The following is a 25,047-nucleotide window of genomic DNA, read 5'->3' as shown; positions in this document are numbered from 1 at the left end:
GTCCACCTATGATACTTTGCGAAAGGCTCTCTTCTGTGCTTGATCAATGGTCGATATTCGGATTGCTGGCTGCGTTTCTGGTCGCGGCGATCATGGTCCTGTTCAGTGGACTGAGGATGACCGACCTCGCCGACAAGCTGGCTGACCGAACCGGACTTGGCGAAGCGATAGCGGGGGCGGTTCTGCTGGGGGCGGCGACCTCGCTAAGCGGCACAATTGTATCGATCACATCCGCACATGACGGGCTTGCCTCTCTGGCGTATTCCAACAGCATCGGCGGCATCGCCGCTCAGACCGCCTTTCTGGCCATCGCCGACATCACATATCGCAAGGCCAACCTGGAACACGCCGCGGCCGAGCTGGCGAATGTCTTTCAATCCATCGTTCTGATCATTCTGCTGACGCTTCCCCTGTTGGCCATCAATATGAAAGAGTTCACAGTTCTTGCGATTCATCCTGTCTCGTTTGTAATCCCGGTCGTCTATGTGGCGGCGCTTGTCTCGACACGCAGCTTACGCGAAAATCCGATGTGGCGCCCTGTTTCGACGCGTGACAGCAGGACCGACACGCCAGATCAGGAAGACGCCGAAACCGGACAGAAGAGCACGTTGCGCCTGTTCATGGAATTTGGCTTTCTGATGGTGGTGATGGGCCTTGCGGGTTGGGTTATTGCCAAAACCGCTGCAGAGGTGACCGGCCGCCTGGAACTGCCGGAAACCCTTGTCGGAGCATTGGCCACAGCGGTTGTGACGTCGCTGCCGGAGCTCGTGACAACTTTGGCTGCGGTCCGCAGAGGGGCACTCCAACTGGCAGTTGGCGGTATCATCGGGGGCAACACCTTTGATACGCTTTTCCTCTCAGCCGCGGATGTCGCCTATCGGGACGGATCATTATATCATGCGGCCAGCACGGGCGATTACTTCTGGACGGCGACCTCAATCTTGATGACGGGCATACTTCTCGCCGGGCTTGTTTTGCGACAGCGGGCAGGGCCCGGTCGTATCGGCTTTGAAAGTGCAATGATCCTTGTGGTGTATGGCGGAGCGGTCGCCCTGCAAGCAACGAGCGGATCTGGTTAGCGCACATCTTAAGTTAGATCCTGAGGTGGGCGGGGAGTCTCAGGTAAAAGTGCTTCTTTGTTTGCCAAATGTTTTTGTGAGCAAGTTTCGTTCAGTAATTTGCATCAATAGGGAAAGGATGAATTCAAAGCCCCCCGCCGCAAGGCTCGCCATTTCGAGCTTGGCCTTCGATAGCTCATTGGTTTTATTGATATTGGGCATTCACGCCGAACAGTGTCCGGAGAGTTTAGCCCCCAGGCTGGGGCCATTCGTGGCGAGATGACGTTCGCTGAACTGGTGGCAATGCTTGGATGGGATGCATGAAACTCTGATCAACATTTGGTAGCGAAAGTCGATCGAAGACCTCTCCGGGATCTTTTCGGACAAGGGCGAGGCCAAGACGAGTGGGAAGGCAGGCCAGATAGAAAAGCTGCGCGTCAAGATAGGGCAACCTACCGTCGAACTCGTGCAATTTTTCGTCGAACAGGAATTTCTAGCGACCGACTCCGGTCGGTGAGCGATTCCAGATCACGAGAGATGATCGAGCCGATGCTTTCTGCGCTGTAGACCGTTTAGCAGTGCGCGCCGGACAGCATGAGCCGGCCGGTGCGGTAGGGCGTGTGCAGGATCGAGGCTCCGCTGAAACTGGCTTTGATGAATCTGGACGACCCACCGTTCTAGCGCAGTCGCCATGGAGAGGATGACGCGCCATATTCGGGCCTGGCAGCTATTGCCCCCTTGGATACGGAGCGCTGCATTGTCGTGCTGGAAGAGGCTCTAAAGTTGCATGCTCGGCCCGCGATCTTCAATACGGGCCGGGTCAGCCCTTTCATCAGCCTGCGCTTCAATCAGATCCTGTTCGGCGCCCCGCTGAAGGTTTCGATGGAAGGGGGGCCGCTGGATGGGCAACATCGAGATCAAAAGGCTATTGCGAAGCGCGAAGGCCGAGTGCGTCCCCCCCCCGAATTCTAAACCGGGGCAGCGGCCTTGGCAGGCATTGACAGGCGGGGCGAGCTTTACAACGTTTAGTGCTCGCCTCGGGGCTGGGCGGCGGAATATCGGCCGCGGCCCACCAAGGCTCCCTCGTCGGGTGAAAATGTGCTCAAAAGGCAATCTCAGCACTTTCGCAAATCTGTCCGTAATCGGGAAGACCATAGATCTGCACCATTCTCACAGGCCATCTGGCATAGTTTGCGACCCATATTTCGCTGAAACGCCCTGCTAGCGTAAGTCTTTGCATTTGATCAATTTAGTCCGACTCAGAATGGGCCTGTCGTCGAGGTGAGATTCGGCATCGGACTTTGGAAATAGGGCGTGAGGGGCGCCATCTGCGCGTCGCTCGGACCGGAGGATTTGGAAAAGACACAATGCTATTTCAGGAGTCGTGAAACACGCAGCGCGATCATCATCAATGGACCCTGAGCCAGTTTCGCTATCGAATGGCAAAGCCCACACGGATGATTTTGAGACGATTGCTTCGTTGTAGAGATGCTTATGCCAATGGGATCTGAGCCGGAATTTGCAGTTTCCCAAGCCTGCCGCTTCGGCCCAACACCTCAGGATCCCAGCTGTCAGACGAAGGTCAGCAGCCGCGCGGGGTTGTCGATCAAGATCCGGTCGACCATCCCTTGAGTGAAACCCCGGCGCAGCAGCAGCGGCACCACGTTGGCAAAGATGTGCTGAAAACCGTGGCCGCCAAACTGCTCCAGCCGCCCCTTGGTGCAGACATCATGGCTGATCAGGATCTGGTCAAGATGCCCACGCTCTGCCAGTTTGCGCAGCCAGCGCACCCGCATCGCATCATTGGGCAGGTCGATATCGGGGTTGGGCCAATAATAGCTGTCCTCCCAGCCGAACAGGTCATATTCGATCATGCAGCCAGTGTCGGCCAGCCGGAACAGCGTGTCGTCGTCAAAGATGGTCCGGTCGATATGGCTGAGGATCAGGCGTTCCGGGGCACCGCCGCGCGCTGTGACAAAATCCACCACCTCTTGCGGCTGATGCGGTTCGCGACCTGGGTGGACGTTCAGCGCCGCGCCGGTAGCCTTTTGCGCCGCGATGGCGCCTTCCATCACCCGCTTTTCGCGGTCGGTCCAGGGTGTCTGGCAGCCGATTTCACCGATGATCCCGGCGCGCACATCGGTGCCCCAGGCGCCCTCCAGTATCTGCGCGGTCATCTGCGCAGCCAGGGCATCGACCGACATTTCGGCGGTTTCGGCCATCTGGTATTCCTCGACATAATGCCCGCAGCCCATGACCAGCTGCACGCCGGTTTCCTCGGCCATGCGGCGCAGGAGTAGCGGGCGCGGGCCAAGGCCGCCGACCGTCAGATCGACCAGGGTGCGGCCCCCGGCGCGCTGCATTTCCTCGACCTCGTGGCGGACCACGGCGAAGTCGTCGATGCGGTAGTTGTCGGTGAAATGGCCCTGCCCATAGCGGGCGCGAAAGCAGTTGCACAGGTCGATCGGCGCGTCCGAAACTCCATCGGGCAGGGGGGTGGTGCGAAACTTCGGCGGGTTCAGGTCGATGAACAGATGTTCGTGCATCAAGGCCGCGCCGAGTGTTTGCGGCGCGACCAGCCCGGTGACGGTCTGCACCTTGCCTTTCAGATCAGAGGGGGACAGGGCGGTCATTTGCAATCTTTCTTGTCAGGGTGCTGGATCAGGGCGTCAAGCCGGGCGCGCGCCGCATCCGCGTCAAAGCCGTCGGTTTCACCGATCAGCACCAGCCGGCATCCGGTGCGGGTGCTGGTGCCGGTTTCAAACCCGGCGCGCCGACCGACCATCTGGAACAGCAGCGGTGGTCCCGGACGCTCGATCACCGAGACAAAGCCCTTGGCACGCCACAGCACCGGCGCCAGATCCTCCATCAGGCGCTGGAAACCGTTGAAGGGCAGACGCCCTTCGGCCTGCCAGTCCAGTGCGGTGAAGCGTTCGGCGCTATGCACCCGGCCCGGCGGCAACGGGGCACGCGGCGTTATGGCATCGGTGAACAGCACTGCCAGCGGCAGCCCGTCGCGATCGACGTCGAAGGATTTCAGCCGGTATCCGGCAGCGATCCGGGTGTTCAGGCGCGCCAGCCCTGCAGGATCGGCCAGCGCGGTCTTGGACAGGATGACGTAATCCGCTGCGCCGACCTGTGCCTGCCACAGCGGATCGTCGGCGCGCGCGGGGGTGTCTGCCAAGTCCTGGGCGTCGACGACGCACAGGATTGCGTCCAGCCGCACATCGTTCCACAGCACTGGATCGGAGAGCGTTTCGACAATGCCGCGCGGGTCCGATACGCCCGAGGCCTCAATCACGATGGCCTCGGGCTGCTGTGCCAGTACCAGTTTCAGGCTGCGCAGCAGATCACCTTGAAGAGAGCAGCAGATGCAGCCGTTTCCCAGGCCGATCACCGCATCGCTGCGCCCTTCAAGGATTTCCGCGTCGATGTTGATGGCGCCGAAATCGTTGACGATGGCGGCGACGCGGCGCAAGCCGCTTTCCAGCAAGGCATTGATAAAACTGGTCTTGCCCGCGCCCAGAAAGCCGGTCACCAGAATGACGGGCACGCTCATGCGCGTGCCTCTGCGATGCCCCGCCCGACGATGGCCACACCGGGTGCGGCATCCGTGTCGAGCGCGCCGTCGCAGATCACCGGCACGCCGTTGACCAGCACATGCACCATGCCTTCGGCCGTAAGGTTCATCTGCCGGAAGGTCGCGCGGTCTTGCAACCGATCGAAATCGAAGACCACCACGTCGGCGTCGCACCCGACCTGAAGCCGCCCCTTGCGGCGGATCTGCGGTGCAGTTTCCTCGATCACGCGGGCGGGCAGCAGGGTGCATTTCGCAAGCCCCTCCATCAGTCCGATCAGCGCGCGGTCGCGCACGTAATCGCGCAGGAACCGCGTGAACGTCCCGGAGGAACGGGGGTGCGAGGTCGCCTCCTCGGGCAGCGGCCAGTCGGCGCCGTCGTAAAAGCTGCCATCAGGCATGGTCCAGGGCAGGGCGTCCGACGCGATATTGCCGCCTGGATATGTAACCGACAGGTCCAGCAAGCCGCGATGTGCCGGTTCGTTTTCAGTATCCAGGAAGTGCCACAGGATCAGATCGCCGGGATCGCGCGCGCTGGCGGCGCGAAGGGCCTCGACATTTGTGAACCGTTCGCCGCTGCGTACCAGTTCGATCTGGTCATAATCGGAGCCGGTGCGGGCGGCGAAATCTGGCTGGGTGAAGAAGCCGGCACTGACCACGGTAGATCCGGTGCCATAGGGATAGGCTTCGACGGTGATCGGCAGACCCTGTGCCTGAGCGCGTTGCAGCACGTCGACGGCGCTTTTCACATCCAGAATCGAGGTCGAGTTCAGATGGCACACATGCATGTGCGCGCCCGTCGCCCCGGCCAGCCCGATGATGCGCACGTAGCTTTCGAGCGAGCTGTGCGGGTCGACGTTCGACGCATTGGCGATGTGGGTAAAAGTCAGGCTGCCCGCCTCCGCCGCCAGCGCGCAGACGCGGGTCAGCTCCTTCACACCCGCGCCGGGCGCATAGCCGTTGGGGATGCCGATGCCGATACCACCCTCTTTCAGACCGCCCTTCAGCAGCGTCACAATCTGCTCTGCCTGCGCCTCGGTCGCGGCGTCCAGCGACCAGCGCCGGTCGTCCGCACCGCGCCCCATCAGCGTCATCGACGGCACAGTGCCATCGGCGGGCATGTCGGCGATCACCTGGCAGCGGGCGAACAACCACCCAGCCGACGTACCATAGTTCAACAGCCGCGGGCGCTCGGTCTGGGTGGCGTACCACTCGGCCACTGGCAATGCGCCGACCTCAAGCTCAAGCGCCGTTGTCACGCCATCGAAGGCCTGCATCCGGTCGGCGGCCAGCGACTGGCCATGGGCGTGGATGTCAACGAACCCAGGTGCGACGATCCGCCCGACCGCATCCAGTTCGGTGCGCCCTTCGGGCAGGTCGCGGCCAATGGCAACCACCGCTGCGCCGCGAATGGCGACATCGGCAATCTGGTCGAAGCCGGTTTCAGGGTCCATCACCCGACCGCCCCGGATGACGATATCGAAGGCCGGCTTCATGCCTGCAACCCCTGTTCAATAGCCGTCAGAAAACCGCGGATCTCATTCTCTCCGACCGGCAACGACAGGGCGATCAGACCACGCGCGGCAAAATAGTAGCCCCGTTCCTGCATCCTGAAATGCAGAAGGGACAGCAACTTGCGGTCTGTCGCAGCACCCTCGCCACTGCGGGCATGCAGGTTCATGATCGCGCCCATACCGGTGACGGCAAATGGCAAACCGGTTTCGGCAAATACCGCCGTCAACCGCCGCTGCAGGTCTTCGCCGCGCTGAAACAGCGCCTCCAGCGCCTCCGCCCCGAGGTAGTGGTCAATCGCCGCCACCCCCGCCGCCATGGTCAGGCTGTTGTTGTTGAAGGTGCCCGCATGGGGCAGGGCATCGGCGCGCGCGGGATCGAAACGGTCCATGATCTCGGCTCGCCCGCCAAAGGCGCCGAAGGCCAGCCCGCCGCCAAAAATCTTACCCAGAGTTGTCATGTCCGGGATGATACCCAGCCGCGCCTGTGCGCCGCCAACCGACATGCGCGCCGTCTGCACCTCGTCAAAGATCAGGATCGCGCCGTGCGCCTCGCTCAACCGGCGCAGCGCTGCCAGAAACGCGGGATCGCCGGGCACGCAGCCCCCGGCACCCTGCATCGGCTCAACCAGTACCGCCGCGATTCGTGCGCCGCTCTGGGCGAACTCGGCTTCGGCGGCGGCGATGTCGTTATATGGCAGGCAGGCATAGTCGAACGGCACATCGACGGGCGACACCCCGTCCCCGAAAGTCAGCACCCCACCGTGATAGCCGCCCCGGAACACCACGATCCGGTCCCGCTTCGTGACCAGCCGCGCGGCCATCAGCGCCATCAGGTTCGCCTCGGTCCCGGAATTGGCGAAACGCAGCCTCTCGAGGGACGGAAAGCGCGCACAGAGCCGCTCGGCCAGCTCGACCTCATAGGGGGTATGTGACGACAGATTGATCCCGCGGGCGTGGGCGGTCGCGATCGCCTCGGCGAGGACGGGAGAGGAGTGGCCGAAGATTCCGGCGGTGAACTCACCCAGCATGTCGACATAGTCATTCCCGTCGACGTCGCGGATGTGACAGCCCTGACCGGACGCAATGCACAGCGGAAATGGATTGGCCCAGAGTGAGCTACGAGTATTGCCCCCGGGCAGCACCTGACGGGCGCGCTCCAGCATCTCGGCACTGCCCGGATTGCGGGCGCGGTAGCACGCGATGGCCACTTGCAGCGCATGATCAAGCGAAGTGTCGGTGGTCAAGGCAAGGTCGGTCGGCATGGGCGTCTCCGGGTTACCGTCGGAAAGGGGTCAGATCATCTGCACTGCGGGCGACAGCGCCTTTTGCAGTTCTGAGGGCGCGCCCTCAAAGGCATCGGCCAACAGTGTCGCGGTGGTCGGGCCAAGGGTAAAACCTTGATGTCCATGACCAAAATTCACCCAAAGGCCAGATTGCGCGGGGATTGCGCCGACCATGGGCAACATGCTTGGAAGGCAGGGCCGTGTGCCGACCCACTGGGGTTCCTCCAGCCGCGGGCCAAGTTCGATCAGCGTGCCGACTGCGGCTTCGGCGCGGCGCAGCTGGCGCGGATCGGCAGCAGCGTCCATCGGCACCAGCGCGGCACCGCTGGCCATCCGCAATCCGCGCGTCATCGGTGACAGGACAACACCGTTGTCGGCGTCCAGAAATGGGCGGCGCGGGCGCAGCGGGGCGTCGTAATGGGCGTGGTAGCCGCGCTTCAGCACCATCGGCACCCGCAGGCCGAAACGGCGCAGATAACTGCCGGTCCAGGGGCCAAGGCAGAGTACCGCGGCCTTGGTCGTGATCGGACCATCGGGGCCGTCGATCTGCCAGCCGCTGCCAGTGCGCAGCAGCGTTTTCGCATCGGCCAGCAGGATGCGCCCGCCCTGTCGTTCGAACAGGTCCGCATAGGCCGCTGTCAGTCCTCCGGGGTCCGAGGCGCTCCAACTACCAGTATAATGCACTGCGCCTGCCGGGGTCAGGCGCAGCGCGGGTTCTTCGCGCTGCCACGCTTTGCCGTCCACCGCGCGCGAGGCAACACCGTAGGCGGCACGCAGATGCTCGGCCGCGCGGGCCGCGGCGTCAAAGTCGATCGCTTTGCGAAACAGCAGCGCCAGACCGTCGCGCGCGATCAGGTTCTCGCTGCCCGAGGCGGTGATCAGCGGCTGGTGATCAGCGGTCGCGCGCGCCGTCAGCTGGCTGTAGATCTGCGACACGACCTTGTGCCGGCGCGGCCCCGAGGCGCGGAAATAGCGCCACAACGCGCCCGACTGGTGCAGCAGCCCGGCAGGCGAATAGGCGATGTCATTGCTGCGCCCCAAGGCCATGCGCGCCAATGTCATCGGATCGCGCGGCATCGGATAGGGTTCAGCCGCCTCAACCTGGATGACCCCGGCGTTGCCATAGCTGGTTTCAAGACCTGGAGCGCGGCGATCAGCCAACGTTACCGCATGGCCGCGCGCCTGTAGGGCCAGCGCTGTCGAAACGCCGACCATTCCAGCGCCCAGAACGAGGATTTCGGACATCAGCCAATGCCTCTCAAATTTGGCGCACGCGCCGATAGGATGGGCTTATGCCTCGGCGATCACGGTGATCTCGACGCAGGCGTCAATCATCAGCCCGCTTTCCACGGTCGTGCGCACCGGCTTGGGATCGGCGAAGAACTCTGCATAGGTTGTGTTAAAGGCGGCAAAATCGGCCTTGTCCGTCAGATAGCAGGTGCACGACAGCACATTCGCCATATCCAGTCCTTCGGCCTGCAACGTCGCCTTGATGCGCTGAAGACAGTTTCGGGTCTGTGCTTCGATGCCGGCGGGCAGGCTGCCATCGGCGTCAAAGCCCAGTTCGCCCGAAAGATAGACGGTGCCACCGCTGCGGCGGACTTTCGAGAAGGGAAGATTGGCAATCGTGGTCATGGGATGTCCTTTTCAGTTGGTCGTGTCGGTCGGGGAAGAGGTGTCGGGCCCGCGCGGCGCATGTGCCGCCAGCCCGTCGATCAGCAGGTTCAGCAGCAATTCGTAGCCACCCGCATAGGAGACATTCGTGCCATTCTGCCAGCGCAGCACGAAGATGCGGTTGGAAAGCTCTGGCAGCACTGCATGGGTGCGGGGGTACAGTTCGGGGTCGATGGCTGCGACACGGGCGGCGAACAGCTCTTCCCATTCTCGGGCTTTTTCACTGGGGGCGGGGGCGAATTCCATCGTGATGAAACCGCCGAGCCCGCCGATCAGCGCGTTGAAGGCATCACGCAGCGCCTGCCCGTGGTATCCGGCGTCGCCGAGCGCACCAAGCACCGTTTCGACCCAGGCGAGGTTGGCCACGCCGTTCGATTTCATCTGGGCACCCAGCATCGGCGCCAAATTGGGATGGGTACCCACCGTATCGCGATAGGCCAGAAACACCTGCCGCAACCGGTCCTGCCAAGGCATACCAGCGTCGATATTCTCAGATACCGATGCCGTAAGCGCCCCGGAAATCTCGGCAAACAGGTCTTCCTTCGCGCCGCCCAGGTGAAAGTAGATATTACCCGGTGAAACGTCGAGCGAGCGCGCAAGCTCGCGCATCGAAAATGCCTGCAGCCCTTTTTCATCAATCTGTGCCAGCGCAGCTGCGATCACCTGCGCCTTGGTCAGGCCGATGGCCGCCGCGCGGCCCCGCAGCTTGCTCCTTGGCTTGGGATCGTCATTTTCCGGCAAAATGGCCACTCCTGATTAATTTTCGGGCAAACTCGGGAATTTCCTTGCCAGCCGCAGAATCCTTTTGCCATCTTATTGAACACCGTTCAATTAAAAGATCAACAGCACTGCGACCGAGGTGGCGCGATCCGATCACGCCCTCAGCCGAACAACGGAGAGCCGCGATGGCCGCCATTTCGATACTCATCTTTTCTGTCTGCCTTCTCATGGGGGGAGCGGTTCTGGCGCATCTGATCGGCGCGGCTTCGATCCTGTCGTTCGTCGCGGCGGATCGCGCGCGCTTTCTGGCCGCCGCGCCGCAACGCATCATCGCCAACATCGACCTGTTCTCGATCATGTCGATGCCGCTGTTCATTCTGGCGGGCGAGATCATGAACCGCGCCGGGGTGACCAAGGCGCTGGTCGATCTGTCGATGGGGTTGATGGCACGGCTGAAGGGGGGGCTTGGGCATGTAAACATCCTGACCTCGGTGTTCTTCGCGGGAATTTCCGGCTCGGCTATGGCCGATGCCGCCTCCGTATCCAACACTCTGGTGCCCGCGATGCGCAAGGCGGGCTACAGCGCCAACTACGCCGGTGCAATCACGGCGGCGTCCTCAGTCATCGGGCCGATCATTCCTCCTTCGATCATCATGATCTTCTACGGCGCATTGATGAACACCTCTGTCGCGGCGCTGTTCGTGGCGGGGATACTGCCGGGACTGTTCATGGCGGTGGCCCTGTTCGCCACCAACGCCTTTCTGGCACATCGCTACGATCACCCTGCAGGCGAACGTCTGCCCGCGCGCGAGGTTTTCCGCCGCTTCGTCCATGCGCTTCCCGCGACAGTCATTCCGGTAATCATTCTGTCGGGCATCGTCTTCGGCATCATGACCCCGACCGAGGCCGCGGGCCTCGCTGTCTGCTGTTCGATCATCGCGGGCATGATCTATGGCAACATGAACCTGCGCCTGCTGGTCGAAAGCTTTGAGCGTACAGCGATCCTGTCAGGTTCGATCTTCATTCTGCTCTCGGCAGTGGCGATCTTCGGCTACCTCGCGGGGCTGGAGAAATTGCCGACCCTGCTGGCGGAGATGGTCATCGGGTTCGGGTTCGAGGGCTGGAAGTACCTGCTGCTGCTGAATGCCGTCTTTCTAGTGGCGGGGATGTTTCTAGAGGTGCCGATCGCACTGGCGTTGCTGGTGCCTTTGTTCGTGCCCGCCGGCATCGCAATGGGTGCGGATCCGATCCATCTCGGCGTCGTGCTGGTGGTGAACCTTATGCTCGGCATCGTCACGCCACCTTTCGGAGCCGCGCTTCTGGTGGTCTCGACCGTGTCGGGGGTGCCGTACTGGGGCATCGCCAAGGCTGCTGCACCCTTCCTGTTGATGCAGGTGGTCGTGCTGTTGGTGCTGACTTTCGTGCCTGAAATCAGCCTGTTCCTGCCGCGCCTTGCCGGCTTCATCAATTAGGGAGGACGCCACGATGATCCGACTCTCCGAGGCGCTCTATGCCCTTTCCGCAGCGCTGAACTTTCTTGCGCTGCGCCTGGCCGCCTTCTGCTTTTTCGGGATGCTGCTGACGATGATGCTGCAGGTGGTGGCGCGCTACGCCTTCGCCTCGCCACCCTTCTGGACAGAGGAGCTGGCGCGCTGGCTGATGGTCTGGGGTGGTCTGCTGGGCGCCTCATGCGCATTTCACGCCCATGCCGACCCGGCGATGGTCACCCCGCCCGCCAAGGTGATCTGGCGACAGAAGGTGCAGGTGGTGGCGCGCCTCGTCGCCTCCTGGGCATTTTTCGTGCCGGTGCTCTGGTACAGCTTTCCCTTCGTTTTGCGCCAGCTTGGCCGCACCTCCGAAGGGCTTGAGATTTCGACAGCCTGGATGGCTTCCGCCCTGCCGGTCACCATCCTTCTGATCCTGCTGCACGGGCTGGCCGGACTTGGCGCGCTGGTGTCGCCACGCGTGTTGGCCCGTGAAATCGCTTTCGCCGACCAATATGAAACCAACCATTCGGAGTAGACCATGAAACTTCACGTTCTCTGCACTGCTGGCCTTTTCGCCTTGGCCCTAACGACCTCTGTTCAGGCGCAATCCATCGCGGTGGCGCTGGACGCAACCCCGGATCGCGACACCCAAGGCAGCTATCGCTACGTCGACAACCTGCTCACCGCCCTCAAGGCTGAGGGATGGGAGACCGAGACCTTCCCCCGCGATTCCCTGGGCGGTGAGGATGACCGGCTGGACCAGGTCCGTTCGGGCATCCTGGACGTTTCGATGTCGAACTACGCCATGTCCTACCAGTTTGTCCCGGAAATGCGGGTGATGCAGCTACCCTATACCTTTGACAGCTCGCAGCACGTGCACAAGTTCTTCGACGAAAGCGACTACCTGGATACGGTCAACGAAAAGCTGGCGGCAGAGGGCATGCACATTCTGGCCGTCGTGCCGACCGGTGGCATGCTGGGCATCTTCAACAACCAGAAAGAGGTCCGCTCAGTCAAGGACATGGAAGGTCTGCGGATGCGCGCGCTGGATGCCAACCAGCTGGAAATGTTCAAGATGATGGGTGCAAGCGGCGTCGTCATTCCCTTCTCCGAAGTGCCGAACGCGCTGCAAACGGGCATCGCAAATGGCTATGTCAACGCATCGGTCGTACCGCTGGCCTTTGGTCAAGCGGACCTCTTCTCCAACTTCACCGATGCGCGGGTGATCATCTCGGCCCGTATCGCGCTGGCGTCTTCGGCCTGGTGGGACGGGCTGTCGGACGCGGAAAAGGCGCAGGTCAACGCGGCCTCCGAAGCGGCGCTCGAGGATGTCTATGCCTGGGTCGATGCCACGCAGGAAACGTCGAAAGCCGACCTCGAAATGGCTGGGATCGCCGTCTATGAACCCACCGCAGAAGAGCTCGCGACCTTCAAGTCCGCCACCGACGGCATGGGCGAGCTGCTGACCGACGTCGACGCTGCCCGCATCACCGAATTGCGCGATATGGTCGGCGACTACGCTCCAGACTGATCGATCCCGCACCAGCACCAAAAAAGGGCGCCCCTCCGGACGCCCTTTTTCAATTCTATGTCTTGGCTCAGAAGCTCAGGAAGCCCTCTGATTCCGACAGCGGGCGCGCGGCGGCAAGGGCGGCCAGATCCGGACCTTTCGGTGCGAAGTCCGACAGCCCGGCCAGCACAGCCTCGACCTCGGCCGCAACCGCCAGAACGTCGCGGTCGGCGTGGCGTCGTCCGATGATCTGCAAGCCGAAGGGCATGCCGTTTTCGTCGTGCCCGCATGGGATCGTGATCGAGGGATGCCCAGCGAGGGACGAGGCATAGGCCATCGCCAGCCAGTGATAATAGCTCTGCGTCGCCACGCCGTCGATCTCGGCAGGGTACAACTCGTGCCAGTCGCGCGGGCTGATCGTGACGGCGGGGGTAACGATGACATCCCAGTCGCGGAACCAGTCCTGCCAGCGCAGGTAAAACGCGCTCTGCTGGCTCAGAGCCCAGGCGATGTCGTCGGCGGTAAAGCTGCGCCCCTCGATGACGTTCTCGGTGACATTCGGGCCTATCTTGTCCGGGTGCGCATCCAGCCGAGCGCCATGCTGGCCGACGAACAGCACCCCGCGCAGTACGGCAAAGATGCGGTCTGCGCCGGTGCAATCGGGGGTCGTCTCCTCGGCCCGCCCAAGGAACGGAGCCAGTGCGGCGGTGGCTTTGCGGAATTGGCGACGCACCAGCGCTTCGGTCGGGGCAAAGCCGAAATCTTCGCTCATGGCAACGCGTAGCGACGACAGGTCGCGCCGGGGCAGGGCGGCAAACCCCGCAGGATCCCAGGATGTCTGCCCGTCGATCACCGTGGTATAGGGGTCGCGCGCGTCCGGTCGCGCCAGCACCGACAGCATCAGCCCTGCATCGGCCACGTTGCGCGCCATCGGGCCAGAGGTCGACAGCGGAATGAACCCCATGCCGCGCGACTGTCCCGGCACCACGCCGGGACTGGGGCGAAAGCCGACGACCCCGCAATAGGCCGCTGGATTGCGCAGCGATCCGCCCGTGTCCGATCCGGTCGCCAGTGGAGCATAACCGCAGGCCAGCGCCACCGCCGATCCCCCCGACGAACCCGCGCAGGTGCGCGTCAGGTCATAGGGGTTGGCCGTCGCGCCATAGACCCGGTTGCGCGTATTGCCGCCAGCGCTCCACTCCGGGTTGTTGGTCTTGCCCAGGGGCAGGCCTCCGGCGCGGCGCATCGCGGCAACGATCGGATCGTCGCCCTTTGCGATAGCGCCGGCAAACAGCTCCGACCCGAAGGTCGTCGGCAGGCCCGTGACATCAATCATGTCCTTTACCGCAAAAGGCAATCCGTGCAGCGGTCCAAGAGGGTCACCTTTCGCGAGTGATTCGTCCGCATCCTTGGCGCCCGCCAACACCGTCTCGAAATTTCGCGCGACAAGGGCGTTGACCGCGTGGTCGATTGCCTCGACCCGGGCAATGCAGGCCTCGGCCAGTTCCTTGCTGGAGAGGGCGCGTCTGCCGATGAGGTCGCGCGCCTCGGTCGCACTAAGGTCAGCGGGAGAAGTCGGGAGTGAGGTCATGCGGAATGTCCATGATTGAGATGGCCAAGGGGCAGCGGGCAGGTGCGTGATAAACCAGAGCACATGCCGTCAGTACTTTCCCAACCAAGATACGCGACAATTGAACGATGTTCAATTTAGTTTCAATTGTCTCGGCGATTCCCAAAAGACGCCGGAGCAGGCCGCTTGAACGCCCAGCAAAAGCAAGAGAATTTCGGCGTCGCGGATGCCCGATGGCAACCATACTCAATAGGGCGCAGATTGAGTTGGTTTGAGAAGTGCATGGCCTGACGCCACCTTTTTTTCGATGCTTTTGTAGGGCTTGGGTATTATGATCAAACCATATTGCCGAAGGTGGATGTCGAGGGTCTGCCGGGGTGCCTGCTGAAGCGTCTTCCTTGATGGTATCGGCAAGAAGCAGTCTGGCGTCGGTGTCCTATCGGTTCAAGGTATTTCTGCGAATACCGCGACAGGCCGATGCTAGCCGGATCGTGACTTGCTGCGATGGCTCTGCCGAGAGTTTTCAGTGAATGCATTCGCAGGGTGAGGGCCCAAACCTGTCGGAACACCAAGGCAGGGCGTGCGCCGGGTGGCTGCCATGCCTACTCACAACAGGTAGGGTGACAAAGCGCTGACTCTGCCAAGTGGGCATGTGTATCAACGAACGTTCTTGTTCGTTGATACCTTGTCGACCCCTTCTGTGCGGCATGTTTGCGCCCAGAGCCGATAGCGACAGACGTCAGTCCCATTCGGGGGACATGTCCTCCGGCGAGATGATCCGCCCTTCGGGGCGGGCGAGGTCGTGGATGGCCTACCTCTCGGCGGCGCTCAGGTCAAAGTCGAAGATACCGAAATTCTCGGGTAGCCGCTTGAGCTTCGCGGTCTTTGACAGGGTCACGACGCGCGGCTGCTGGACCAGCCAGCGCAGGGCGACCTGGGCGGCTGTCTTGCCGTGCGCGGCGCCGATGTCTTTCAGGACCTCGTCTTGCGGCACGAGGCCGTCGGCCATGCCATAATACCCGGTCAACGCCATGCCCATTTCTTTGCAGGCCTTCAGGATCGCGGCCTGCGAGAGATAGGGGTGGTACTCCACCGGGTTGGCGGTCAGCGGCGCATAGGACAGTTCAGCCGCCTCATGCATCTTGGCGGCGTTGTAGTTGCTGACGCCAATGTGGCGGGCCATGCCCTTTGCCACTGTCTTGTTCAGTTCGGCAATCTGCATCGCACGCGGGGTGTCGTTGCGATGCAGCCAGTGCAGCAGCAGGTCGACGTGGTCGACGCCCAGCTTTTTCAGGCTCTCCTCGACGGCGGGCAGGAAATCGGCCTTGGCGAACTCGGTGACCCAGACTTTCGTCGTCAGGAAGATCTCGTCCCGCGGCACGCCTGAGGCACGGATTGCGGCGCCCACGGCGGCCTCGTTGCCGTAGACCTGGGCGGTGTCGATGTGGCGGAAGCCCAGTCTCAGGGCCTCGGGCAGCACGGCGGCCACCTCTGCATCCTCCATCCGGAAGGTGCCGAAGCCCAGTGCGGGGATCGCGGCACCGTTTGCGGTTACGTTGTGCATCTTGTTCTCCTTCACTTGGCCGCGGGCGGCCGTGTGTGTTCGGCGTGATGGCGCGCCTTGTCCTCTTCGGACTGGAACTTGCGCTCGGCCCCGGCCTTCTGCGTCGCCTCATCGCAGCCGATGACGCTGTTCACGCCGTTCCGCATCGCCTCGACCCCCTGACGGGCGACCAGCACCGGATCGTTCTTCCAGCTGTTGTCACCAAAGTGGGTTGCATCCATGCCGGCGCGGTGGTGCAATTCGGTCGCGGTGGCACCGGTATGCAGCAGCGTGACGCTGACCCCGGTGTCGCGCAGGTCTTCGCGAAGACCAAGGTCGAACGACGACATGAAGGCCTTCGAAGGGCCATAGACGCTTTCATAGGGCGTAGGGCGTAGGGCCCAAGGGCCGAGATCGAGCTGACCATGAGGATCTTGCCGCGGGTTTCGATCAGCTCGGGCACAAGCGCATGACACAGCCGCACGGTCGAGCCGATGTTCAGGTCCAGCAGCTGCAAGTGCCGCTCCAGCGCGATGTCGAGAAAGGCGCCGCCGACTGCGATTCCGGCGTTCAGCACCATGACATCGAGCGGCCCGGCCCCGCGGACGGCCTGCACCACCTCGCGCACGCCGTCCTGCCGCGACAGGTCCGACCGGACGGCAAGGACATCCGCCCCGAGGGTCCGCAGGCTGTCCGCCGCGTCCTGCACGCGGGCGCTGGAGCCGGTGATGATCAGGTCGTGACCGTACTCGGCCAGCAGTTTCGCGATTTCGAGGCCGATCCCGGCGGAGCCGTCGGTGATGAGTGCGCGGGGTTTCACGATTTCATCCATTGCGAAAAGTCCTCCTTGTACTCGGGGTGCCAGCGCGACAGCGCCGGGCGGTTCAGCACCATGTCCTCGGCGGCCCATCGGATGCGCTTGGCATCCATCGCGGGCGTCACCTCGTTATCCGGGCAGAGGATGTAGAAGTCGCCGTTCTGCAGCCGTGCCATGAAGTAATCGACCATCTGTTCGGCCGACCACGGGGCGTCTGGCTTGCCGTCGCCAGGTTGCGTGTCAGGGAAGTTCATCGGCGTGTAGGTGTAGCCCGGCCCTAGCAGGTGCGCCGACAGGCGGCCGTCGGTGGCAGTGCGCAGCGCGTGGTCCAGCTGCTCGGTCAGGACCTTGATCCCGGCCTTGGCAACCGAATAGGCGGCCTGCCCAGGCGGGGTCGTGATTCCTTCCTTGGAGCCTAGGTTGACGATGACCCCGGGCTGATCGCCTGCGATCATATCCGGCACGAAGAGGTGCTGCATCCGCAGGGCCGAGGTAAAGTTCACGTCCAGCACCTCGCGCCATTCCTCCGGCGACGCCCAAGGTCCGGGGCGGTGCATCATACCGGCATTGTTGATCAGCAGGTGGGGGGCGCCGTAGCGGTCGGTCACGGCGCGGTGCAGGCGTTCACAATCCTCGGCCAGGGAAACGTCGCCGGTGACGGTCAGTACTTCGGTGTCGAGGCGGCCGGCGAGCGCCTCTGGCGCCTCTGCATCGCGATCAAACAGCGCAAGCTTCAATCCGCGCGCCGCGAGATTTGTGGCGATGGCGGCGCCAATGCCCCTAGCGGCGCCGGTGATGACGGTGACGGAACCGGGGGCGAGGGTGTCTTTCATACGGGGCATTGATCAGTCCTTTCGGTCAAGTTTCTGGGCAAAGACAAAGATGACGAGGCCCACCAGCGCCAGGGCGGCGCCGACGTAGCCGGTGGCGGCCCAGCCGAGCCCTGCGGAGATGGCCAATCCGCCTGTCCATGCGCCGATGGCGTTCGACAGGTTGAAGGCGGAGTGGTTCATGGCGGAGGCCAGCTACTGCACTCGCGGCGCTGCGTCCATCAGCTGGGCCTGCAGCGCAGGGACCAGGGCAAATCCGATGCCCACGAGAAAGAGCGAAAGTCCCGCCAGCCAGACCGAGCTGGCCACGGCGGCAAACAGCGCCAGCGTCGCGATGGTCCAGACGAAGAAGCCAAGAATCGCGCGGGTCAGGGACTTGTCCGCGAGCCAGCCCCCGGCGGTGTTGCCGACGACCATGCCCAGCCCCCACAGGGCCAGCATCCATGGCACCTGCGCCTCGGCGAGGCGGGTCACCTCGGTCAGCGTCGAGCTGATGTAGCTGTAGACCGCGAACATGCAGCCAAAGCCGATGGCCGCCGTCGCCAGCGTCAGCCAGACCTGCATCGAGCCGAAGGCCGAAAGCTCCGACAGAGGAGACGCGTCCTTTTCCGCAGGCCGCGTCGGCACCACGAGCGGCAGCAGCACGAAGAGCAGCACACCGCCTGCCGCCACCAGCCCGAAGGCCGAGCGCCAGCCAAAGACCTGACCCATCCATGTCACCAGAGGCACGCCCGCCACGTTCGCGGCGTCAAGCCCCAGCATGACGTGGCCGATGGCCTGCGTGCGCTTCTCGCGCGGCACGAGGGATGCCGCCACGAGGCCCGCCGCACCGTAATAGGCCCCATGCGGCAGCCCCGCGACGAAGCGCGCCAGCTCATTCAGTCCGAAGCTCGGCGCCAGTGCCGAACCGGCGTTACCCAGCACGATCAGCAGAGCCAGCCCCATCAGCAGCTTGCGCTTTTCCATCCGCGCGGTGAGCACGGTCAGCAGCGGCGCACCCACGACCACGCCAAGGGCGTAAAGGTTTACCAGATTGCCAGCCGTAGGCATGTCCACCGCGTGGGTCTCGGCAATCGACGGCAGCAGCCCCATGGCCGCGAATTCGGCGGTTCCGAGGAACACCCCCCGAGCGCGAGGACGATCTGTGCCGCGATGATAGTCATTCGGGGCGCCTGTCTTGGATTCGGAGCAAGACATAGAGGCGCGACCCTATCTCGATTAGGCGAACAGAATTGCACGCGATGATGAATGAATTTCACATCAAAGCGTGCTACATGGGCACAAAGGAGCTGCCATCAACCTCAACCGCACCGATCTGGGCGACCTTAATTTCTTTCGCGTCATCGCCGAGTCAGGCGGATTCAGGAAGGCCGCGGCCGAGCTTGACCTGTCACCATCTGCGCTCAGCCATGCGATGCGCGGGCTCGAGCAGCGGCAGGGCGTGCGCCTGTTCAACCGTACCAACCGCAGCGTGACCCTGACCCAGGCCGGGCGCGAACTGCTGACCGATGTTCAGGCGGGGTTGGAGGCGATCGAGGCTGGCCTCGAAGGTTTGAACCGCTACCGCGACCGAACTGCCGGCAACCTCAGGCTCAACGTGCCCACTGACGCCGCCCGCCTGGTCCTGGCCCCGGTGCTTGCCGACTACATGCGTGCCTTTCCCGAGGTCCGGGTCGAAATCGACATCAACGACCACGTGATCGACATCGTTCAGGAAGGCTTCGATGCCGGTGTCCGCTATGGCGGCACCGTCCCCGAGGACATGATCGCGCTGCCCTTGGGACCGGACCTTCGCTGGCTGGCGGTCGCCTCGCCCGAATACCTGGCCGCAGCGCCGCCGCTGCATCATCCCGATGATCTGAGGGCGCACCGCTGCATCGGACTGCGGATGGGAACCGGGCGGATCTACAACTGGGAGCTGGAGCGCGGCAGCGAGGAGGTCGTGCTGCCGCTCGACTGGGCAGTCATCGTCAACGAGACGACCATGTCGCTCGACATCGCCGAAACCGGCGGTGCGATCTGCTACACGCTCGAAGACCGCATCCGTCCGCAGCTCGCCGATGGTCGCCTGGTCCATGTCCTGCCCGAGTGGTGGTCGATGAGGCCCGCCTTCCACCTATACTATCCCAGCCGTCGGCAGTTGCCGGAGGCGCTTCGCGCCTTGCTGAGGGTCATTCAGCGTGGCCACCCGAGGTGATCGGTCGATCCCGGCGCGCACCATGAAAACGTATCTGAACACGCGCAGATGGCGGTGCTGGCAGCTGCGCCGCCATCCGCACTCCGTTGGCCCCAAGGTCCTGCGCAGAAGTATCGCGCATGGGTCATAATGTGAAAAATGACCTGCTTCCACCGACGGCAGGCCCGATCCCAGCCCACCGGTCGTGCCACCAGTGAGGTCGTCGTGAACGTGGATCGGGTGGACTTTCAGCGGTTGCTGAAGTCGGGCGCTCGCGCTTGAACATCGCAGACACCCTCGCATCGACGACGTGTTCCTGTTCTTCGTTCGTCCGGTTGATGAAGAACTCCTGCGGTTGGAAAAGTGATCGGCAGAGCTTCACGAGGTTACGTGCTGTCTGGCGCGGTCTGTTCAGGGGAAGGGGGTATCGCCTTGTATCGGTCATCTGGGTCTACCGTTCGGCCGCAGGGTGCCAATGCCGCCGAGGTGGTGAGGTGAGCGCAAAACAGTGGCACACCGGCTCCGATGTGCCGGGGTGGCGCGTAGACATCCCCTTGTCACTTTGCTGCGGCGCAAGACGTTTGGCTCGGATCGCGCTTGAAATGCGCGCGTTCGCTCATCAGAAATGGTGCGCACGGCTCTTACGGCTCTTGAAAATGCGTTTTGCTCAACAGCAGGTGCCATAGGCGGTATCCCAGGTTTTGCCGCGCTGCACGACCGGGAGGATGGCCGACATGAAATGTTCTGGCGGCAAGTGCCGGATCAACCATCCAATCACGTCCGGGGGCACGTCAAGCCTGCGTCGATGGACCAGCCCTTGATGCACAGGTAAAGCGCGCTGTGGCAAACTAATGTGATTTCCGGATGAGCTGATATGCTGGGAAAGTCGCGATCTACAACTACCTGTCGCCTCGCCTTGTACGAAAGAAAGATGCGAATGAGCCCCAACCGCGATCACCAGACCCTCCGCGACACCGTCCTGACCCACGGCGTTGTCAGTGAACGCCCTGAGGTTCTGCTAACGGGGTCGGGTTGGCGTGTGGCCGTGGCAGTGGCCCGCGAAGCTGTCCTGCGGCTGTGGAGCGACGACGCCTTCGGTCTTGCCGGCAACGTGGCCTTTCGCATGCTGCTGGCGATCTTTCCGTTTCTGATCTTTACGAGTTCGCTGACGGCCTTCATCGGCGACCGCTCAATGGCGGACGACCTGACTGCTTTCCTGATCGAGATCGTGCCGCCGGTCATCGCCGATCCGATCGTCTCGGAAGTGGAGAAGGTCATGACCGCGCAGCGTGGCGGCGTGTTAAGCATCGGTATCCTGCTGACTGTCTGGTTCGCGGTTGGTGGGGTGGACGGTGTGCGCGTGGGTCTGAACCGCGCCTATGGCATTAGGGAAACGCGCTCGGGTATCCTGATCTACGTGATCCAGGCCGGCGTGGTCCTCATTTCAGGATTTGCCCTCGTTATGGTAGGTTACCTGTTGGTGCTGGCGCCCAGGGCGGGCTCATGGCTGCATCAGCTCATGCCTGGGTTCGATCCAGCTTCTGTCACGGTCCGTCTCATCCGCTACCCGGCGGCCGGGATCATCTTCCTTTCCTTGCTGTTTGCGGCGCACGTCATTCTGCCTGCACGCCGCACCCGGTTCTCCAGCGTTTGGCCGGGCGTGCTCTTTACAGTTTGCGGATGGATTGTCCTGACTGCGGCCTTCTCGGTCTATCTGGCCAAATTCGCGGCCTATGCGAGCTACTATGCGGGCCTCGCGGGAATCATTGCAGCGCTTTATTTCATGTATCTCGCGGCCCTGATCCTGATTTTCGGCGGCGAACTTAACCGGGCCATCAGAATCCGGCGTCTGGCGCAGTCCCTGCGGACAGACAAGGGCTTGTGACCAATAGGCCCGCGCTCACGTGCCAGTCGAGCGTCTGCAATTACGCCCCAGATATCCTTGGCCCTAGGGGGAGCCGCTTTTTACGGTTATACTGCGGTCATGGGGTGGTCTCGCGGATGACATAGGTACAGCGACGGCCACCGCCGACGATATGCTCGACCCGTTAGACCGACACGCCATCGCCAAGCACGGCCTCGAAGACCGCCTGCTCGGCGCGGCAAAATCCCTGACAAAAGGACGCTGCAGCGCAGCTCGGGCAATGGTTTTCGACAAGACACAATTCACCGGTTTCGTCGCGCTCGGCCACCGCCATGTAACCCTCCAGATTGCGTATCTCCGCCAGCTTCTCGACCCGTGCGCCAAGGGTTTCGCATCCGGCCATGGCCTCCTTGTAAAGGGCTTGGGTCGTTGACTCGCGGGCGTCGATGATCCGCTCGAGTGCGTCTTCGCCCAGAACCTCTGAGATGCTGCGCAGGATATCGACGGTCAACGCCGTGTGGGTAGCCTCGCCATCGCAGAGTTCATTGCAATTCGACCCTGGGGGTCGTCTTCATTCCGGTGTGTTGCGGGCCAAGCGGCGCCATGCGCGGGCGCTGCGGAGTGTTTTTGTTGCAGATGGGGGATGGGTTGCGCAGCGTGTCCACATTTTGACCCCTCGCTCGAGCGCTCGGCGGGCGTCGATGTCGACAACTTCTCAGTCTGTGTTGAAAGACCGGCCTTGGTGACCGTCTTCAAGAGCCGACCAGCAGGGTTGCTGCAATTGTCCACATTACCAGCGCTATGACCATTTCGAGGATACGCCAGGCAGTCGGGCTTTCGAAAACCGGTCGCAGCCAGGTTGCTCCGTAGCCGAGTGCGAAGAAAAAGATGAAGGACCCCAGGATCGCACCGAGTGCGAAAGAGGCCGTGTCGCTGCCGAACTGTGTGGAGATTGTCCCAAGCAACACGACGGTATCCAGATAGACATGCGGGTTCAGCCAGGTGATGGCGAGGCATGCGATCAGGGTTCGCATCATGTCGCTCACACCGTCGGACGACGCTGCCTCAAGTGTTGCGTTCGAACGCAAAGCTGACAGAAAACTTCTGACACCGTACCAGATCAAAAATGCGGCGCCGCCATAGCGCATGATCGGTTCCAGCAACGGCAGCCAGTCAGACACGGTTTGAAAACTGGTTACGCCGATGGTGATCAGGACTGCATCGGATAGTGCGCAGGCAAGGCAAACCGCCAACACATGCTCTCCTCGCAGGCCCTGCCGCAGGACGAACGCATTCTGCGCGCCGATGGCCACGATAAGCCCGAGGCTCATCATGATGCCGGTCAGAAATACATAAAAGTTCATGAGGGTCGGTCCGCTCCGCTAATGCCTGCCTTGTGCTATTACGGGTGAGCGGATTAGACAAATTAAGGCTACTTATCCATCTTAAGGAATTCTAACTCATGATCGACTATGCGGCAGCCCGTGCCGTCATGGCAATTGTCCGGACCGGCAGCTTTGAAAGGGCGGCCGCGACCCTCAATGTCACACCTTCGGCCATTTCTCAGCGGGTCAAGACTTTCGAGGAACGGATCGGTACCGTGTTGATCGAACGCGGTGTACCTTGTGTCGCGACTGACAAGGGCCTCTGGCTGTGCCGGCACATGGAACGCGTCGGGATGCTGGAAAAAGACCTGTTGGAGCATCTGCCAGAGCTTTCCGCGCCTGGCGAAGCCATGCCGCGGGTGACGATCAATGTGGCCACGAACGCCGATAGCCTGGGAACTTGGTTCCTCGACGCCATTGCGAGCTTTGCGAAATCCAGTGATTACTTGATGAATGTCTCCATCGACGACGAGGAGCACACGGCGGATTGGTTGCGGCGCGGGCGCGTGCTTGCCGCGGTGACGTCGCTGGAGCGCCCAGTGCAGGGGTGCCGCGTCACACCACTTGGGGCGCTGTGGTACAAGGCCACGGCCAGTCCCGAATTTGTCGCTCGGCACTTTCCAGATGGGGTCACCGCAGGCTCATTCCAGTTGGCGCCAGCCCTGACGTTCAATCAGAAAGATCGGCTTCAGCATGCTTGGGCCCGCCAGGTCTTTGGGCGTGACCTGGCATTTCCGACGCATTGGTTGCCATCGACGCAAAGCTTCTTGCAGGGCAGCATCGCCGGCATGGGGTGGGCGCTGAATCCGGCCAAGCTTGCCGAGGAACATATTGCACGCGGGGATCTTGTGGAACTTGTCCCCGGTCTCGGCTTTGAGAGGGCTTTGTTCTGGCAGATCAACAGGCTGGCCGCCGATCAGCTGACCGAATTGACGCGCAGCATCCTGGCCGTGGCGCGTCGTGAGCTGGCATAGCAATCGCCCGGCAAACCATTGCCTCACCGTGACCCGGTCCCAAGGGCACGTGGCCCGCCGTATCGGTGCCAGCGAGGCTGAGGCACCGATGGTCCGCACGCTGGCCGTCAGCGCAGGTGGTCGGGGCATGAACGCCCTGTACCCGACCTGACCCTGTCATCGAGGAATGACCCCCGCCCGGCCCACGCTGAGGTGAAAGTCGCGCGACATTCTAGGCGCAGCGTCCGTCATTTTGCTTTTCACTTGGGTCGCGCCGGGTGGCTTGCCTTCGCGATGAGTGTCGCAAACAGGGTCAGCACCGCAGCGATCAGAAAAGCGGTCCGCATCCCGCTCGCGATGTCACCCGGCGAAGCTGTTGCAACGTCGCTGGCGCCTAACGAGTAGACGAAGATTGCCCCCATCATCGACGCGCCTGTCGTGAGGGCCAGGCTCCGCGACAGCGTCAGCACGCCCGAGATCGCCCCCCGCTGATCTTCTTCGACACCGGACATGACAGACATGTTGTTTGCCGCCACAACGACTTGGTAGGAGGGCGTGAGAACGCACATCGCCGCGCCGTACCCGGCCAAGCCGTAATGAAGTGAGGTCAGAGCGAGGCTGACAAGGCCAAGCGTCATACACCCGAGGCCCATGACGATCATGCGCCGTGGTCCGAAACGGTCGACCAGCAAGCCCGCAGGCACACCGCTGAGCGCGGCGATGACGGGGCCAACGGATACGACAAGGCCGACTGCGGCGGCGCCCAACCCAAGTGCGCCGAAAAGGTAGGGAGGCCCGATTGCCAGCACGGACATGATCACGCTGGCCGCACTGGTGTTGGCGAAAAGGCTGCCGATCATCCGCCGGTTACGCAGCTGCGCCAAATGGATCAGCGGAGACGGGTGCGCAATTCAACCCGTACTAAAAGCATGCCGAGCATGACGGCCAGTGCCAGCGCAGCAAAGCTGCGCAGACCGAATGCTCCGCTTTGGGTGGCTCCTGCATTGCAAGAGTTTTTTGGCGATTTCTGCGGTCATTTTTGTCAGTACTGTCGTCTGTCCGGCCTGTTTGTGTGGTGGTGTTCCA

23 protein-coding genes and 1 pseudogene are annotated in these 25,047 nt (G+C 62.5%); 7 read left to right on the top strand and 17 right to left on the bottom strand.

The window, feature by feature from the left end:
- The first annotated feature begins 35 nt into the window (after positions 1-35).
- Entirely contained in the window at positions 36-1,079 is a 1,044-nt protein-coding gene (locus tag DL237_RS19235) for a sodium:calcium antiporter (protein ID WP_233545075.1), read from the top strand.
- Positions 1,080-2,629: 1,550 nt separating this feature from the next.
- On the opposite strand, the gene DL237_RS19225 is transcribed toward DL237_RS19235, so the two are convergent.
- From DL237_RS19225 to DL237_RS19195, 7 genes are read right to left on the bottom strand one after another with little or no spacing between them, the layout of a single operon-like run.
- Positions 2,630-3,691 carry a phosphotriesterase family protein gene (locus DL237_RS19225; RefSeq protein WP_119400669.1) on the bottom strand — a complete coding sequence of 354 codons (1,062 nt, stop codon included), beginning with the start codon at positions 3,689-3,691 and terminating at the stop codon, positions 2,630-2,632.
- Positions 3,688-4,617, bottom strand: coding sequence for a CobW family GTP-binding protein (locus DL237_RS19220; RefSeq protein ID WP_119400668.1), 930 nt, complete (start codon positions 4,615-4,617; stop codon positions 3,688-3,690). Before DL237_RS19220 ends, DL237_RS19225 begins: the two co-directional genes overlap by 4 nt.
- Entirely contained in the window at positions 4,614-6,131 is a 1,518-nt protein-coding gene (locus DL237_RS19215; RefSeq protein WP_119400667.1) for an amidohydrolase family protein, read from the bottom strand. The genes DL237_RS19220 and DL237_RS19215 overlap by 4 nt, the downstream gene beginning before the upstream one ends.
- Entirely contained in the window at positions 6,128-7,411 is a 1,284-nt protein-coding gene (locus tag DL237_RS19210; RefSeq protein WP_119400666.1) for an aspartate aminotransferase family protein, read from the bottom strand. Before DL237_RS19210 ends, DL237_RS19215 begins: the two co-directional genes overlap by 4 nt.
- A gap of 30 nt (positions 7,412-7,441) precedes the next feature.
- Entirely contained in the window at positions 7,442-8,677 is a 1,236-nt protein-coding gene (locus tag DL237_RS19205; RefSeq protein ID WP_119400665.1) for an NAD(P)/FAD-dependent oxidoreductase, read from the bottom strand.
- A 45-nt stretch (positions 8,678-8,722) separates the two neighbouring features.
- Positions 8,723-9,067 carry a RidA family protein gene (locus DL237_RS19200; RefSeq protein WP_119400664.1) on the bottom strand — a complete coding sequence of 115 codons (345 nt, stop codon included), beginning with the start codon at positions 9,065-9,067 and terminating at the stop codon, positions 8,723-8,725.
- A gap of 12 nt (positions 9,068-9,079) precedes the next feature.
- On the bottom strand, positions 9,080-9,847 hold the full coding sequence (locus DL237_RS19195; protein WP_119400682.1) for a TetR/AcrR family transcriptional regulator: 768 nt from the start codon (positions 9,845-9,847) through the stop codon (positions 9,080-9,082).
- Positions 9,848-10,011: 164 nt separating this feature from the next.
- Between DL237_RS19195 and DL237_RS19190 the strand changes: the two genes are divergently transcribed.
- Genes DL237_RS19190 through DL237_RS19180 form a run of 3 tightly spaced genes read left to right on the top strand, consistent with a single transcriptional unit; the run spans position 10,012 to position 12,844 of the window.
- The gene (locus DL237_RS19190; protein WP_119400663.1) at positions 10,012-11,298 is read left to right on the top strand and encodes a TRAP transporter large permease; all 1,287 of its coding nucleotides are present in this window, start codon (positions 10,012-10,014) and stop codon (positions 11,296-11,298) included.
- Between the two features lie 13 nt (positions 11,299-11,311).
- Positions 11,312-11,848 (top strand): TRAP transporter small permease, encoded by a 537-nt coding sequence (locus tag DL237_RS19185; RefSeq protein ID WP_119400662.1) that lies wholly within the window; start codon positions 11,312-11,314, stop codon positions 11,846-11,848.
- A 3-nt stretch (positions 11,849-11,851) separates the two neighbouring features.
- Positions 11,852-12,844: a TRAP transporter substrate-binding protein gene (locus DL237_RS19180; RefSeq protein ID WP_119400661.1), complete on the top strand. Its 993-nt coding sequence runs from the start codon at positions 11,852-11,854 to the stop codon at positions 12,842-12,844.
- 67 nt (positions 12,845-12,911) lie between these two features.
- Here the strand turns inward: DL237_RS19180 and DL237_RS19175 are convergent, their stop codons facing one another.
- From DL237_RS19175 to DL237_RS19155, 7 genes and pseudogenes are all read right to left on the bottom strand, one after another.
- Entirely contained in the window at positions 12,912-14,414 is a 1,503-nt protein-coding gene (locus tag DL237_RS19175) for an amidase (protein WP_119400660.1), read from the bottom strand.
- Between the two features lie 790 nt (positions 14,415-15,204).
- Positions 15,205-15,957, bottom strand: coding sequence for an aldo/keto reductase (locus DL237_RS19170; protein ID WP_233545074.1), 753 nt, complete (start codon positions 15,955-15,957; stop codon positions 15,205-15,207).
- 11 nt (positions 15,958-15,968) lie between these two features.
- The gene (locus DL237_RS20900; protein ID WP_233545073.1) at positions 15,969-16,286 is read right to left on the bottom strand and encodes an SDR family oxidoreductase; all 318 of its coding nucleotides are present in this window, start codon (positions 16,284-16,286) and stop codon (positions 15,969-15,971) included.
- 47 nt (positions 16,287-16,333) lie between these two features.
- Positions 16,334-16,768: pseudogene (locus DL237_RS21095) on the bottom strand (SDR family NAD(P)-dependent oxidoreductase); the annotation flags it as partial.
- Positions 16,753-17,595, bottom strand: a complete 843-nt coding sequence (locus tag DL237_RS19160; protein ID WP_233545072.1) for an SDR family NAD(P)-dependent oxidoreductase — start codon at positions 17,593-17,595, stop codon at positions 16,753-16,755. The gene DL237_RS19160 and the pseudogene DL237_RS21095, both read right to left, overlap by 16 nt.
- Before the next feature lie 3 nt (positions 17,596-17,598).
- Positions 17,599-17,766: an MFS transporter gene (locus tag DL237_RS20770; RefSeq protein WP_199672179.1), complete on the bottom strand. Its 168-nt coding sequence runs from the start codon at positions 17,764-17,766 to the stop codon at positions 17,599-17,601.
- A gap of 12 nt (positions 17,767-17,778) precedes the next feature.
- Entirely contained in the window at positions 17,779-18,705 is a 927-nt protein-coding gene (locus DL237_RS19155; protein ID WP_199672177.1) for an MFS transporter, read from the bottom strand.
- A gap of 145 nt (positions 18,706-18,850) precedes the next feature.
- Between DL237_RS19155 and DL237_RS19150 the strand changes: the two genes are divergently transcribed.
- Together DL237_RS19150 and DL237_RS19145 are read left to right on the top strand one after the other, a co-directional pair.
- Complete coding sequence (locus DL237_RS19150) at positions 18,851-19,780, top strand: LysR family transcriptional regulator (protein ID WP_233545071.1); 930 nt, start codon at positions 18,851-18,853, stop codon at positions 19,778-19,780.
- A gap of 916 nt (positions 19,781-20,696) precedes the next feature.
- On the top strand, positions 20,697-21,644 hold the full coding sequence (locus tag DL237_RS19145) for a YihY/virulence factor BrkB family protein (RefSeq protein ID WP_119400657.1): 948 nt from the start codon (positions 20,697-20,699) through the stop codon (positions 21,642-21,644).
- A 163-nt stretch (positions 21,645-21,807) separates the two neighbouring features.
- Here DL237_RS19145 and DL237_RS19140 read toward each other — a convergent pair whose 3' ends face one another.
- Positions 21,808-22,134, bottom strand: a complete 327-nt coding sequence (locus tag DL237_RS19140; protein WP_199672175.1) for a helix-turn-helix transcriptional regulator — start codon at positions 22,132-22,134, stop codon at positions 21,808-21,810.
- Positions 22,135-22,375: 241 nt separating this feature from the next.
- On the bottom strand, positions 22,376-22,987 hold the full coding sequence (locus tag DL237_RS19135) for a LysE/ArgO family amino acid transporter (RefSeq protein WP_119400656.1): 612 nt from the start codon (positions 22,985-22,987) through the stop codon (positions 22,376-22,378).
- Between the two features lie 98 nt (positions 22,988-23,085).
- On the opposite strand from DL237_RS19135, the gene DL237_RS19130 reads away from it, so the two are divergent.
- Positions 23,086-23,982: a LysR family transcriptional regulator ArgP gene (locus tag DL237_RS19130; RefSeq protein ID WP_119400655.1), complete on the top strand. Its 897-nt coding sequence runs from the start codon at positions 23,086-23,088 to the stop codon at positions 23,980-23,982.
- A gap of 239 nt (positions 23,983-24,221) precedes the next feature.
- Here the strand turns inward: DL237_RS19130 and DL237_RS19125 are convergent, their stop codons facing one another.
- Positions 24,222-24,821 (bottom strand): MFS transporter, encoded by a 600-nt coding sequence (locus tag DL237_RS19125; protein ID WP_233545070.1) that lies wholly within the window; start codon positions 24,819-24,821, stop codon positions 24,222-24,224.
- Between the last annotated feature and the right edge of the window lie 226 nt (positions 24,822-25,047).

This window comes from Pseudooceanicola sediminis, from assembly GCF_003575965.1.
GTDB lineage: Bacteria > Pseudomonadota > Alphaproteobacteria > Rhodobacterales > Rhodobacteraceae > Pseudooceanicola > Pseudooceanicola sediminis.
The sequence above is the reverse complement of the archived record's forward strand: the minus strand, read 5'-3'. Positions and strand labels throughout refer to the sequence as shown.

Bases quoted from the DNA above. Each gene is read 5' to 3' on its own strand.
- DL237_RS19225 (WP_119400669.1), bottom strand. From the start codon at position 3,691: ATGACCGCCCTGTCCCCCTCTGATCTGAAAGGCAAGGTGCAGACCGTC.
- DL237_RS19220 (WP_119400668.1), bottom strand. From the start codon at position 4,617: ATGAGCGTGCCCGTCATTCTGGTGACCGGCTTTCTGGGCGCGGGCAAG.
- DL237_RS19215 (WP_119400667.1), bottom strand. From the start codon at position 6,131: ATGAAGCCGGCCTTCGATATCGTCATCCGGGGCGGTCGGGTGATGGAC.
- DL237_RS19210 (WP_119400666.1), bottom strand. From the start codon at position 7,411: ATGCCGACCGACCTTGCCTTGACCACCGACACTTCGCTTGATCATGCG.
- DL237_RS19205 (WP_119400665.1), bottom strand. From the start codon at position 8,677: ATGTCCGAAATCCTCGTTCTGGGCGCTGGAATGGTCGGCGTTTCGACA.
- DL237_RS19200 (WP_119400664.1), bottom strand. From the start codon at position 9,067: ATGACCACGATTGCCAATCTTCCCTTCTCGAAAGTCCGCCGCAGCGGT.
- DL237_RS19190 (WP_119400663.1), top strand. From the start codon at position 10,012: ATGGCCGCCATTTCGATACTCATCTTTTCTGTCTGCCTTCTCATGGGG.
- DL237_RS19185 (WP_119400662.1), top strand. From the start codon at position 11,312: ATGATCCGACTCTCCGAGGCGCTCTATGCCCTTTCCGCAGCGCTGAAC.
- DL237_RS19180 (WP_119400661.1), top strand. From the start codon at position 11,852: ATGAAACTTCACGTTCTCTGCACTGCTGGCCTTTTCGCCTTGGCCCTA.
- DL237_RS19175 (WP_119400660.1), bottom strand. From the start codon at position 14,414: ATGACCTCACTCCCGACTTCTCCCGCTGACCTTAGTGCGACCGAGGCG.
- DL237_RS19170 (WP_233545074.1), bottom strand. From the start codon at position 15,957: ATGCACAACGTAACCGCAAACGGTGCCGCGATCCCCGCACTGGGCTTC.
- DL237_RS20900 (WP_233545073.1), bottom strand. From the start codon at position 16,286: ATGTCGTCGTTCGACCTTGGTCTTCGCGAAGACCTGCGCGACACCGGG.
- DL237_RS19160 (WP_233545072.1), bottom strand. From the start codon at position 17,595: ATGCCCCGTATGAAAGACACCCTCGCCCCCGGTTCCGTCACCGTCATC.
- DL237_RS20770 (WP_199672179.1), bottom strand. From the start codon at position 17,766: ATGAACCACTCCGCCTTCAACCTGTCGAACGCCATCGGCGCATGGACA.
- DL237_RS19145 (WP_119400657.1), top strand. From the start codon at position 20,697: ATGAGCCCCAACCGCGATCACCAGACCCTCCGCGACACCGTCCTGACC.
- DL237_RS19135 (WP_119400656.1), bottom strand. From the start codon at position 22,987: ATGAACTTTTATGTATTTCTGACCGGCATCATGATGAGCCTCGGGCTT.
- DL237_RS19130 (WP_119400655.1), top strand. From the start codon at position 23,086: ATGATCGACTATGCGGCAGCCCGTGCCGTCATGGCAATTGTCCGGACC.
- DL237_RS19125 (WP_233545070.1), bottom strand. From the start codon at position 24,821: ATGATCGGCAGCCTTTTCGCCAACACCAGTGCGGCCAGCGTGATCATG.